Source organism: Streptomyces sp. Y309 (assembly GCF_056712025.1).
In genome coordinates this window covers 7547814-7559017 of record NZ_CM160048.1, presented here as the reverse complement: position 1 = coordinate 7559017, position 11204 = coordinate 7547814, and the positions used below count along the sequence as shown (strand labels likewise).

At 73.5% G+C, this 11204-nt stretch carries 11 protein-coding genes; 2 read left to right on the top strand and 9 right to left on the bottom strand.

Annotated features, from left to right (window positions below):
- Window positions 1-39 precede the first annotated feature (39 nt).
- The 5 genes from AC0KTA_RS31425 to infC form a co-directional block, all read right to left on the bottom strand.
- Window positions 40-1188 (bottom strand): sensor histidine kinase, encoded by a 1149-nt coding sequence (locus AC0KTA_RS31425; protein ID WP_481051584.1) that lies wholly within the window; start codon window positions 1186-1188, stop codon window positions 40-42.
- A 57-nt stretch (window positions 1189-1245) separates the two neighbouring features.
- Window positions 1246-2103, bottom strand: a complete 858-nt coding sequence (locus tag AC0KTA_RS31420; RefSeq protein WP_481051583.1) for a TrmH family RNA methyltransferase — start codon at window positions 2101-2103, stop codon at window positions 1246-1248.
- A 171-nt stretch (window positions 2104-2274) separates the two neighbouring features.
- Complete coding sequence (gene rplT / locus AC0KTA_RS31415) at window positions 2275-2658, bottom strand: 50S ribosomal protein L20 (RefSeq protein ID WP_481051582.1); 384 nt, start codon at window positions 2656-2658, stop codon at window positions 2275-2277.
- Window positions 2659-2754: 96 nt separating this feature from the next.
- The gene (rpmI, locus tag AC0KTA_RS31410) at window positions 2755-2949 is read right to left on the bottom strand and encodes a 50S ribosomal protein L35 (RefSeq protein WP_018848956.1); all 195 of its coding nucleotides are present in this window, start codon (window positions 2947-2949) and stop codon (window positions 2755-2757) included.
- Between the two features lie 105 nt (window positions 2950-3054).
- On the bottom strand, window positions 3055-3714 hold the full coding sequence (infC, locus tag AC0KTA_RS31405; protein WP_481056633.1) for a translation initiation factor IF-3: 660 nt from the start codon (window positions 3712-3714) through the stop codon (window positions 3055-3057).
- Window positions 3715-4074: 360 nt separating this feature from the next.
- Here infC and AC0KTA_RS31400 point away from each other — a divergent pair, with 360 nt between their 5' ends.
- On the top strand, window positions 4075-4461 hold the full coding sequence (locus tag AC0KTA_RS31400; RefSeq protein ID WP_481051581.1) for a DUF1844 domain-containing protein: 387 nt from the start codon (window positions 4075-4077) through the stop codon (window positions 4459-4461).
- A 45-nt stretch (window positions 4462-4506) separates the two neighbouring features.
- On the opposite strand, the gene AC0KTA_RS31395 is transcribed toward AC0KTA_RS31400, so the two are convergent.
- Genes AC0KTA_RS31395 through AC0KTA_RS31385 form a run of 3 tightly spaced genes read right to left on the bottom strand, consistent with a single transcriptional unit; the run spans window position 4507 to window position 7446 of the window.
- The gene (locus AC0KTA_RS31395; RefSeq protein ID WP_481051580.1) at window positions 4507-5238 is read right to left on the bottom strand and encodes an SseB family protein; all 732 of its coding nucleotides are present in this window, start codon (window positions 5236-5238) and stop codon (window positions 4507-4509) included.
- 16 nt (window positions 5239-5254) lie between these two features.
- Complete coding sequence (gene mycP / locus AC0KTA_RS31390) at window positions 5255-6571, bottom strand: type VII secretion-associated serine protease mycosin (protein ID WP_481051579.1); 1317 nt, start codon at window positions 6569-6571, stop codon at window positions 5255-5257.
- Window positions 6568-7446 carry a hypothetical protein gene (locus AC0KTA_RS31385; protein ID WP_481051578.1) on the bottom strand — a complete coding sequence of 293 codons (879 nt, stop codon included), beginning with the start codon at window positions 7444-7446 and terminating at the stop codon, window positions 6568-6570. The genes mycP and AC0KTA_RS31385 overlap by 4 nt, the downstream gene beginning before the upstream one ends.
- Window positions 7447-8980: 1534 nt before the next feature.
- Between AC0KTA_RS31385 and AC0KTA_RS31380 the strand changes: the two genes are divergently transcribed.
- A complete protein-coding gene (locus AC0KTA_RS31380) occupies window positions 8981-10183 on the top strand; it encodes an amino acid deaminase/aldolase (RefSeq protein WP_481051577.1) in 1203 nt (400 codons plus the stop codon).
- Window positions 10184-10219: 36 nt separating this feature from the next.
- Here the strand turns inward: AC0KTA_RS31380 and AC0KTA_RS31375 are convergent, their stop codons facing one another.
- Complete coding sequence (locus AC0KTA_RS31375) at window positions 10220-11185, bottom strand: DUF2510 domain-containing protein (RefSeq protein ID WP_481051576.1); 966 nt, start codon at window positions 11183-11185, stop codon at window positions 10220-10222.
- Between the last annotated feature and the right edge of the window lie 19 nt (window positions 11186-11204).

Below are 11204 nucleotides of genomic sequence, written 5' to 3'. Positions count from 1 at the left end.
CGGGGTCCCGGCGGCTGCGCGCCGAGTCCCGGCCGATGATCACTGAAGGTACGCCGGAGCCCCTACGGGCAACGTAAATCGGAACTGGGCGCCGCCGGTCGCCGCGCGGCCCACGGTGATCGTGCCGCCGTGTGCTTCGACGATGCCCTTCACGATGTACAACCCCAGTCCTGTCCCGCCGCGTTTGCTGCCCCGCCAGAAGCGGGTGAAGACGCGGCTCATCGACTCCTCCGGAATGCCGGATCCCTCGTCGCTGACAGTGACCGCGGTGTCGACCGCTCCCCGCACCCGCAGGGACGGCGAGGGTGCCACATCGATGGTGACCGTTCCTTCGCCGTGCCGCACCGCATTTTCCAGGAGATTGCTCAGCACCTGATCGATCTTGTCCGGGTCGGCCCACAGGTCGGGCAGCGGCTGCTGGAGCCGGACGAGGAAGCGGTCGGCGTCCTGGCCGGCGGCGACATGGGCCTGGATGTGCCGCCCCACGGCGGCGCCGATGTCGACGGGCTGCCGTCGCAGTTCGAGCCGTCCGGAGTCGATCCGGGAGATGTCGAGCAGCTCGGCGATGAGCCGGGTCACGCGGTTCGCGTCCGCGTCCACGGTCTCCAGCATCAGCTTCTTCTGGTCGTCGGTGAAGCGCTCCCACTTGGCGAGCAGCGTCGCCGTGAAGCCCTTGACGGACGTCAGCGGCGAGCGCAGTTCATGGGCGACGGTGGCGATCAGCTCGGCGTGGCTGCGTTCGGTGCGGCGCCGGGCCTCGGTGTCACGCAGGGAGACGACGAGGCGTCGCAGCGGCCCGGTCGGCCGCGTCCGGACGTACCGCGCGGACACCAGCACTTCGCGGCCGCCGGGCAGCAGCAGATTCCGCTCGGGCTGGGCGACGCGGATGGTGAGCCCGCCGTACGGATCGGTGATCTGCCACCACCGGCGGCCTTCGAGGTCCTCCAGGGGCAGGGCACGCTCGATGGAGATGCCCAGCGCGTCGGCGGCGCGGACGGCGGTGATGCGGGCCGCGGCGGCATTGAAGCAGATCACGCGCCCGCTCTCGTCGGCCACGACCAGGCCGTCGGGCAGGTCGTCCGGGTCGATGCCGAGCTCCCCCGGGCCCGGGCCTGCCGGTCCCGCGTGGCCCGCGGGCGGGCACAGAAGGTCCCGCACTCCCGGTGGTCTGCTCGTGCCGACGCTCATTCCCGCTATCCCCGCCTCTCGGAACCGGCGCAGTGAGCCTCCGAGCCCGACACACTACTAGCCGAGGGTGACGGAGCGGCACCCTCCGGCGGCGCGCTGTGCACGGGCGGACGCATAGAGGCATACGGCCGCGGCCGTCGCGAGGTTCAAACTCTCGGCACTTCCGTGGATCGGAACGCGCACCACCGCGTCGGCGAGTGCGCGGGTCTCCTCCGGGAGCCCCCAGGCCTCGTTGCCGAAGATCCAGGCCGTCTCGGTGCCCATGGTGCCCTGGTCCAGCTCGGCGTCGAGGTCGTCCTCGCCCGCGCCGTCCGCGGCCAGCACCCGCACGCCCGCGCCCTTCAGGCCTCGTACGGCGTCCTCGACGGGAACGCCCACGGCCACCGGCAGGTGGAAGTGCGAGCCGACGGAGGCGCGCACGGCCTTGGGGTTGTAGAGGTCGACGGAGGCGTCGGTGAGGACGACGGCGTCGGCTCCGGCGGCGTCGGCGCAGCGCAGCACGGTGCCCGCGTTGCCGGGGTCGCGTACGTGCGCGAGCACGGCGACGAGCTTGGGCCGGGCCGCGAGGATCTCCGCCAGCGGCACGTCGAGGAACCTGCACACGCCGACGAGACCCTGCGGGGTCACGGTCGTCGAGATGTCGGCGATGACGCTCTCGTCCGCGAGGTGCACGCGCGCGCCGACGTCACGGGCGGCGCCCACGATGTCCGCGTACCGCTCGGCGGCCTCGACGGTCGCGAACAGCTCCACGAGCGTGGGCTCCCCGCCCCCGCGATGCGCGGCGGCCTCCCGCACGGCCTGCGGCCCCTCCGCGAGGAACAGCCGCTCCTTCCCCCGGAAGTTCCGCTTGGCGAGCCGCCGCGCAGCGCTGACGCGCGGCGAACGCGGGGAGATCAGTTCGGGGCCGTTGACCATCGAGTCGCTTTCGGGTTCGCAGAGGGGAACGGTGCTTTTACTTCCGCCGCGACGGCGCTCAGCCGGGACGGCGCGGTCCGGCGGTGCCGAACGGACCGCGAGCCGAACGTGATTGGACCCGCAGGCTCAGTCGGCCTACGGGTCCAATCACGGCTCAAGCTCAGTGCAACGTCACGCGGCCTTGGGGGCGTTGACGTCGGAAGGCAGCGCCTTCTGCGCGACCTCGACCAGCGCGGAGAACGCGTTGGCGTCGTTCACGGCCAGCTCGGCGAGGATCTTGCGGTCCACCTCGATGTTGGCGGCCTTCAGACCCTGGATGAAGCGGTTGTAGGTGATGCCGTTGGCGCGGGCAGCGGCGTTGATGCGCTGGATCCACAGCTGACGGAAGTCGCCCTTGCGCTTCTTGCGGTCGTTGTAGTTGTAGACGAGGGAGTGGGTGACCTGCTCCTTCGCCTTGCGGTACAGGCGCGACCGCTGGCCGCGGTAGCCGCTGGCCTGCTCGAGGATCGCCCGACGCTTCTTGTGGGCGTTGACTGCCCGCTTGACGCGTGCCACTTGTTAACTCCTTGTAGCGGGGCCGTGGTTGGACTCACACGACCCGGTATCGATTGGGTCCCGGTCAGAGATCAGGCGCGCGGTGCGCGCCCGGACTCACTTGCCGAGAAGCTTCTTGATCTTCGCGGCGTCGCCCGGGGCCATCTCGGCGTTGCCGGTGAGGCGACGCGTCAGACGGGACGACTTGTGCTCGAGCAGGTGGCGCTTGCCGGCGCGCTCACGGAGCACCTTGCCGGAGCCGGTGATCTTGAAGCGCTTCTTGGCACCGCTGTGCGTCTTGTTCTTCGGCATAGCGCCGTTCTCTCCTCGTCAGTGGCACTCCGATGCCCGGTCCTGAAACCGGGCATCCGGGAGCGTCATGTGTTCGGTTGGCATCCCTGGACTCGCGTCCGGGGATCAGGCCTCGGCGGAAGCCTCGGCCGGGGCCTCGGCGGGGGCTTCGGAAAGCTCCTCCTCGGCGGCGTTCTGCGACTTGCCCGGGTTGGCCTTCGCTTCCGCCTTGCGAGCCGCCTGGGCCTCACGGGCCTCGGCCATCGCCTCGGTCTTCTTCTTGTGCGGACCGAGAACCATGATCATGTTGCGGCCGTCCTGCTTCGGGTTCGACTCGATGAACCCGAGGTCCTGGACGTCCTCCGCGAGCCGCTGCAGCAGCCGGAAGCCGAGCTCCGGACGGGACTGCTCGCGACCACGGAACATGATCGTGATCTTGACCTTGTCGCCCTGCTTGAGGAACCGGACGACGTGACCCTTCTTGGTGTCGTAGTCGTGCGGGTCGATCTTCGGCCGGAGCTTCATCTCCTTGATGACCGTGTGCGCCTGGTTCTTGCGCGCCTCACGGGCCTTCATGGCCGACTCGTACTTGAACTTCCCGTAGTCCATGAGCTTGCACACGGGCGGACGGGCGTTCGCCGCGACCTCGACCAGGTCCAGGTCGTACTCCTGCGCAAGCTCCAGGGCCTTGGCAAGCGGAACAATCCCGACCTGCTCGCCGCTGGGACCGACAAGTCGCACCTCGGGAACGCGAATCCGGTCGTTGATGCGGGGCTCGGCGCTGATGGATCCTCCTCGGTAGCACCACGCGACCGTCTGGCGGACAGCCGCGTTACGTCTGTTATCTGGACCAACCGCACCGGGACGCAAAAAATGCCCCGGACCGATCACAGAAGGGGCTCCACATACCTACCGGAGCACCTCCGCGGTGATCGCGGGGCGCATCGGGCGGTCCATCGCGCGCTGCGCGGCGTCCGCCTGACCGGTGACCCGCCGCTCCAAGGAGCGGCCAGGTGGGAGATCGGAGCCTCCACTTGTGGGCCGGATCCCTCGTTCGCACATGGGTGTCCGGCCGGTCGTTACACAAGGTTAGCAGGTCCCGGGGGGTGGGGCGAACGGCCCGGACGCGGCTCTAGGGTGAGGGGCATGAGTGACACGAGCCCCGCGGCCACCCCCGCACCCCACGACGCACCCCAGAGCCCCGGCTTCGACGCCATGACCCGCGACATCGCGGACGTCCCCGCGGTCGAGGTGATCACGACGGTCGCGGTGCACCTGATGAGCGCGGCGGCGGTGAACCTGGGCCTCGCCGAGGAGGGCGCGGCCCACAAGGACCTGGACGAGGCCCGCAAGCTGATCCAGGCCCTCGCCGGTCTGATGGACGCGAGCGCGACGGAGATCAGCTCCTTCCACGCGGCGCCGCTGCGGGACGGCCTGAAGTCGCTGCAGCTCGCGTTCCGCGAGGCGTCGCTGGTGCCGGACGAGCCCGGTCAGGGCCCCGGCGAGAAGTACACGGGGCCGGTCTTCGGCTGACGGCCCGCGCACCGCTCTTCGTCCGCGTACGAAGACGCGCCGCTCTCAGTCGCGTACGTAGAGGGGTTCGCCCGGTGGCGTCGCCTCGGCGGGCAGGAGTGCCAGGTCGAGGCCGCGCACCAGGCGGGCCCTGAGTGTTTCGTCGGCGGCGAGGGCTTCGGCGACGCGCTGGGCGGCCGCGGCCGGGGCGGCGGCCGGGTCCAGGACCAGCGCCAGGGTGCCGTCGGCGTCGCCGGGGCCGAGGTGGGCGCGGAGCACGGCGGGCTCGGCGGCGACGGCGGCGCGGACGGCGGTGGTGACGGCCGGGTCCGTCAGCGCGTCGGAGCTGCGGCGGCCCTCGGCGAGGGCGATCAGGGCGGGGCGGTTCAGCTCGTACGGGACGGGTCCGGCGAGGTCGAGGACGATCGTGTCGGCCTGCTCGTGCGCCGCCGCCTGGAGCACCTGGTGCAGCGGTACGGCGACGGGGCGGGCCTCGGGGTCCCACAGGGCGAGGGCCTCGGTGGAGGTGAAGGCGGGCAGGGCGGTGCGGTGGCCCGCCTTGAGGGTGGGGACCGCCATGTCGCTGTTCTTCTCGCGCCGCAGCCCGTTCTCGTCTTCTTCCACCTCGCCCAGCATGGCGACGACGGGGACGAGGAGCCGTGCTCCGGCGAGGGCCTCCAGGACCGGGCCGTCGGCGCTCCGGTCGTCGGCCCAGGCGGCGAGTGCCGCGCTCAGGGCGGGGTCGGCCGACCCGTCGTCGTCGGAGAAACCGGGGTCGGGGATGTTCTTGTTCGCCACGGCACCGACCCTAACGTCAGCGCGCGGACGTGCTCCGACGCCCCCGCCACAGCACGATGCCCGCCGCCAGCAGGGCCACGCCGAGCCCTCCGGCCACGGGTCCGATCCAGCCGGCGGGCTCCTCGTCGTCGGAGTGCTCGTCCGGGCCCGGGCCGAAGTACTTGTTGGCGTGGGCCGTCGTCCGCAGCGACTCGGGCTTGATCTTCCCGGCGCGGGCGAGCGCCGCGACCGGGTCGATGAGGCCGAAGCCCCGGGAGTCGTCGCGGCCGCCGGCCGGGGCGTCCCGCGCGGTGTCCCGCAGGAGCTCCTTGATCTCGGCGGGGCCGAGTCCGGGGTGGGCGGCGCGGATGAGGGCGACCGCCCCGGACACGAAGGCGGACGCCGCGCTGGTGCCCCAGCCCTCGTAGTACCTGCGGTTGGGGTCGGCGATCACGATGTCGTCGCCGGGCGCGCTGACGGTGGCGTACCAGCGGCGGGTGGAGAAGGAGGCCCGCGCGCCGTTGTTGTCGACGGCCGTCGCGGCGATCACTCCGGGGTACGCGGCGGGGTACGAGATGTGGTCGCCGCGCTCGCCGCCGTTGCCCGCGGAGGCGACGACGACGGCGCCCTTCTTCAGGGCGTACTGGACGGCGGCGTCCTCCGTCGGCTCCGGGTGGGCGGACTTGGAGTCGTCGCCGAGGGAGAGGTTGATGACGTCGGCGCCGTGGTCGGCGGCCCAGCGGATGCCTTCGGCGAGGGCGTTGCCGCGGGTGGAGCGGGCCTTCTTGCGGGCGGGGTCGCCGTCTTCGAGGATCACCCGGACCGGCAGGATCCGTGCCTCGGGGGCGATGCCGAGGACGCCGTCGCGGCGGCCCGCGCCGTGCCCGTGCCCCGCGACGATCCCCGCCATGGCGGTGCCGTGCCGGGCCCAGGACCGGTCGCCCTTGCGGGCGCCGAAGCCGACCATGTCCTTGCCGGGCAGGACGTTGCCGGTCAGGTCGGGGTGCGAGGCGTCGACGCCGGTGTCGAGCACGGCGACAGTGACGCCCTCGCCCTTGGTGGTGCGCCAGGCCTGGTCGGTGCCCATCACGTCGAGGGCCCACTGCTGGGCGCGGATGCCGTCGTCGGCGTACGCGGGGGTGGCGGCGGGCAGCAGGGCGAGCGTCGCGGCGAGCGCGGCGACGGCCGCCGTGCGCGTTCCCTTGCCGACCGCCGTGCGCGTTCCCTTGCCGACCGCCGTGCGCGTTCCCTTGCCGACCACCGTGCGCGTTGCCTTGCCGACCACCGTGCCCATTCCCCTGCTGGCTGCTCCGTGGCGGCTGTTCGTGCCCCCGTCGCCGTGGCCGCTCCTCACGACGCCTTCTCCGTGGCCGCGTCGACGGTCTTGCGCAGGCCGCGTTCGACGCGGTCGGCGATGCCCTTCGCGTCGTTGCCGAGGCCGGCCTGGGCGGGGGCGGAGGTGGCGCCCGTCTTCATGGCATCGGCGGCGGGCTCCGGGTCGGTGACGACGCGGCCGTCGGCGAAGCCGGAGACGGCGTAGGCGACGACGGGCGCGTCGGGCAGCACGGACAGGGTCCAGGTGGCGCGCTGGAGGTCGCCGAAGTCCGCGGCCGGGGTGCCCTTGGCTGCGTACGGACGGGGCATCAGGTCCGTCCGGGTGTCGAGGCCCTCCTCGGTGAACCGAGTGCGCAGGGCGCGCATCGCCTCGGCGTCGGCCTTCGTGAACAGCAGGCCCACGGTGGTGACATGGCTGCGGGTCGCGTCCGCGTACGTGGCGCGCAGCAGGCGCAGGCAGCCTGCGGGGGCGAGGGCCTTGCGCAGGAGCGGGTCGAAGGCGTTCTTGCAGGTGCTGTCGGGGGCGACGGCGACGCGGTTCCAGGTGCGGTCGGCGCCGCCGGGGCCCGCGCCCTCGCCCTTGATCGAGGGCGGGAACAGTTCGTCGACGGGCACGCTGTGCCAGAGCTCGCCCGCCTCGACGTAGGCGTTCCTTGAGCCGCCGGCCGCGTCGGACTCGCCGGTCAGCCAACTCCCGGTCACCGCACCGCCGATGAGCCCGAGGCCGAGCACCACGCAGGCCACGGCGGCGGCCGCGCGTGGCCGCGCCCAGGCGCCGACGGGGCGCAGCCGGGTGGTGGTGTCGTCGTACAGCGCGGGCCTCGCCAGAAACACGAAGGGACGGCCGGTGTCGGCCCCCGGCGTCAGGTCCACCGCGCCAACAGGCCGCCGCACGGCGGCAGTCCGCCGCGCCGCGAACCCTCGCGCGGCGCCCTTCCTCTCCGGCCCGCCACCACCACGCGGCGCACCGGCCGGCCGCGGCGGGACACCGGGGCGGGGCGGTGCCCCGGCCGACCGGGCACTGGCGGCCCGCGCCCGTGGGAGCGCACTTGGGGGCGGAGGAACGTCCAACGGACGTGCGAGCTCGGTGGTTTCGGCGCTCGTGCCCTTGTCCTGGCCGACGTCCGGGGACGTGCCCCCGGGCGGGGCCGGAGCATGTGACGGCCGTGCGGGCACCGTGTCTTGGGCAGCCGTTGCGCGCGCCCGTGGGTCCGGGACTGCCCGGGGTGTGGTGGACGGCGCCGCAGCTTCGGCGCCCCGGGCTATCGCTGACCGCGGGCACGAACTCGCCCTGGCCGAGGGCGAGTTGGGGGCATGCGGCGGCGGAAGCACCGTGCCCTCGGTGGTAGCGCCCGCGGAGGGTGCGCGTGGCGGCCTGGCCGGTACGTGTGGTGCATCGGGGCGGCCTGCCTCCGTGGGCCGGGGTGTGCCGGGCGGCGCGACCGACGGCGGCGCGTCCGGCAACCGGGCTGAGGCAGGCGGGGGCGGGGGGATGTCCGGCACCGGCTCCGTCGGGATGTTCTCCGGTGCGGCGGCCTCTGTTGCGACGTCCGCCGTCGCAGCCTCCCCCGTTGCAGCGGCCTGCGGTGCGGCGGCTCCCATTGTGGCGTTCCCTGTCGCGGGGGCATCCGTCGCCGGGGCATCCGTCGCGGCGGCTTCCGTTGCCACGTCCGCCGTCGCGGCGCCCTTCGTTGTGGCGTTCCCCGTCGCGAGGGCATCCGCCGCGGCGACCTGCGGTGCGGCCGCTTCTGTTGCCGCGCTCCCCGTCGCGGCCTCCCCCCTCGCAGCCTCCCCCGTTGCAGCGGCCTCCGTCACGGGTGTCTCCCCCGCAAGCCTGGGCAGCCGCACCCGGTCGAACGGTGCCAGCAAGTCCTCGACCATGGAGCCCAGGTCGTCGCTCGCCGACGCGTCGTCGGCCAGGTCCGTACCGTCGACGGGGTCGGCACCGTCAGCCGAGTCGCCGCCCGCGCTCACGCCACGCGCGTGACCCGCGCCCAACTCGCCCGAGCCGTCCGCCGTCCCCCGCAGTGACGTATCGCCGCCTGCCGCGCCCGCCGCACCGTCGTCCTGCCGACGCTCCCGGTCCCGCGCCAGCGGCGGGCGGACGTCGGGGAAGCGGGCAGTCGCGGGCGGAGGCGGCGGCTCCGACGGGGCGTCAGGGCGCTCCTCGGGGGCCGGCCGGGGCGGCGTCCCGGGCGCGTTCCGCGAGGGGGCCGGCACCCGTGGCGGGGTGCCGGGACGTGGGGGGACGGGGGGCCGTCGCGCCTCCGTGCTCATGCACCCCCCGTTCCGTCGCGTCGCGCGCTCCCTGCGTGCGCGTCACTCTACGGGCTGACACGAGGCCCACGGGAACCCAGTCCGCAGGCCGGGGTGATCTGCCCGGATCATCCCCCTACCCTCGGGTAGCGACGTCTGGCAGGCTGCCGTCATGAGAGGCCGAGCCGCAGACCGGGCCCGCTACGACCGGGCCACCGCGCACCTCGACGCCCCGCTCGCGATGGTGGACGTGGAGGCGTTCGACGCCAACGCCGACGATCTCGTGCGCCGGGCCGGCGGGAAGCCGATCCGGGTGGCGAGCAAGTCCGTGCGGTGCCGCGCGCTGCTGGAGCGGGTGCTCGCGCGGGACGGATTCGCGGGGGTCATGTCGTTCACGCTCGCGGAGTCGCTCTGGCTCGCCCGCTCCGGCTTCGGTGACGTCCTGCTCGCGTACCCCTCGGCGGACCGCGCCGCCTTCGCGGAGCTGACCGCCGACCCCAAGCTGGCCTCGGCCGTCACCGTGATGGTCGACGACCCGGCGCAGCTACGCCTCATCGACGACGCGCGCGACGGCGGCCGCGAAGAGGTGCGGGTCTGCCTGGAGTTGGACACCTCGCTGAAGCTGCTCGGCGGCCGGGTCCGCGTCGGCGCGCGCCGCTCGCCGCTGCACGAGCCCGCCCAGGTCGCGGCCCTCGCCCGCGCGATCGGCCGGCGGCCGGGGTTCCGGCTCGTGGGCGTGATGGCGTACGAGGGCCATGTGGCCGGGGTCGGCGACGCCGTCGAGGGACATCCGGCCAAGTCGCGGGCCGTACGCATGATGCAGGCCACCGCCCGCAAGGAACTCGCGGCCCGCCGCGCCGCCACCATCCGGGCGGTCCGCACCGCCGCGCCCGATCTGGAGTTCGTGAACGGCGGCGGCACGGGCAGTGTCCAGCACACCGCCGCCGAGTCCGCGGTGACCGAGATCGCCGCCGGGTCGGGACTCTACGTACCGCGTCTCTTCGACAACTACACGTCGTTCAGCGGCCGTCCGGCCGCCCTGTTCGCTCTGCCGGTCGTGCGCAGGCCGGGGCCCGGCGTGGTCACGGTGCTCGGCGGCGGCTATCCGGCGTCGGGCGTCGCGGGCGCCGACCGCTCCCCGGTCCCGTACCTCCCGGACGGGCTGCGCTACGACCCGCAGGAGGGCGCGGGCGAGGTGCAGACCCCGCTGCTCGGGCCGCCCGCGGACGAGCTGCGCGTCGGCGACAAGGTGTGGTTCCGGCACGCCAAGGCCGGTGAGCTGTGCGAGCGGTTCGAGAAGCTGTACCTGGTCGAGGGCGAGCGGGTGACGGGCGCCGTGCCGACGTACCGCGGCGAAGGCCACACCTTCCTCTAGCGGCACGCCTCCCTCTAGCAGCACGCCCGCGTCCGGCTACGAAGGCCCGACGCTGCTCCCCACTCCCCCGCCCGTCTCGCTGTCCCCGACCGGCCTGATCCCCTCGATCACCTTGTCGATGTCGGACAGCGGCGGCGCGCCCTTCCCGGCGTCGATGGTGAAGCGGACGACGACCATGGCCTCGGAGCCGGTGCTGGAGGGGAAGGCGAGGGACTGGACGTACCCGCCGGAGCCCTTGTTGGTGTGCACGCGCCAGCGCACGAAGTAGCCGCTGCGGCCGCCGACCGTCACCGTGCCCGCCTTGACCCGCTCGTGCCGGGTCATGCCGCCGAACGGCTTGCGGTTGATGCTGTCCTCGTCGTACGCGGCGTCGGCGGCGTCCTTGATGTCCGCCTCGGCGAGCTTCTTGGGCGAGCGCTCGTCGGTGCCGGTCGCCGTGCTCGACGTGATCTTGCCGTGGCGGCAGAGGCCGGGATCGCCCGGGCAGTCGTAGGTGTCCGGGGTCTGCAGGGCGAGTTCGTTGCCGACGGTGTTGTCGGCCTTCTCCCAGCCGTCCGGCACCGGCAGGGTGATGCCGTTGAGCTGGTCGACGAGGGTGTCCGGGTCCGCGTCGGGTGTGGAGGTCTCCGGCGCGGGCGTGGACGTGGAGGGCGCCGGGCTCGGTTCGTCGGCGGTGGAGGCCGTGGGCGCGGGGCTGCCCTGCGGGTCGCCGTCGTCGTCCTGGAGCACGACGACGCCGGTGACGATCGAGGCGACCAGGACGGCACCGGCGACGGAGAGCGCGACGATCTTCGCGCGGCCACCGCCCGCCGGGGCTGCCCGCGGACCCGGCTGCTGCAGCACCGTGGTGCCGAACCCCGGCTGCGCCTGCGGGGGTTGGTACGCGCCGGTCACGGCGGCGGGCGTGCGCCGGTGGTCGGTCCACGCGGCCCCGTCCCACCAGCGCTCGGTGCCGGGCGTCGACGGGTCCGGGTACCAGCCGGCAGGGGGCGTCATGCTCATCCCGGCACTCTAGGACGTG

Bases quoted from the DNA above. Each gene is read 5' to 3' on its own strand.
- AC0KTA_RS31425 (WP_481051584.1), bottom strand. From the start codon at position 1,188: ATGAGCGTCGGCACGAGCAGACCACCGGGAGTGCGGGACCTTCTGTGC.
- AC0KTA_RS31420 (WP_481051583.1), bottom strand. From the start codon at position 2,103: ATGGTCAACGGCCCCGAACTGATCTCCCCGCGTTCGCCGCGCGTCAGC.
- rpmI (WP_018848956.1), bottom strand. From the start codon at position 2,949: ATGCCGAAGAACAAGACGCACAGCGGTGCCAAGAAGCGCTTCAAGATC.
- AC0KTA_RS31400 (WP_481051581.1), top strand. From the start codon at position 4,075: ATGAGTGACACGAGCCCCGCGGCCACCCCCGCACCCCACGACGCACCC.
- AC0KTA_RS31380 (WP_481051577.1), top strand. From the start codon at position 8,981: ATGAGAGGCCGAGCCGCAGACCGGGCCCGCTACGACCGGGCCACCGCG.
- AC0KTA_RS31375 (WP_481051576.1), bottom strand. From the start codon at position 11,185: ATGAGCATGACGCCCCCTGCCGGCTGGTACCCGGACCCGTCGACGCCC.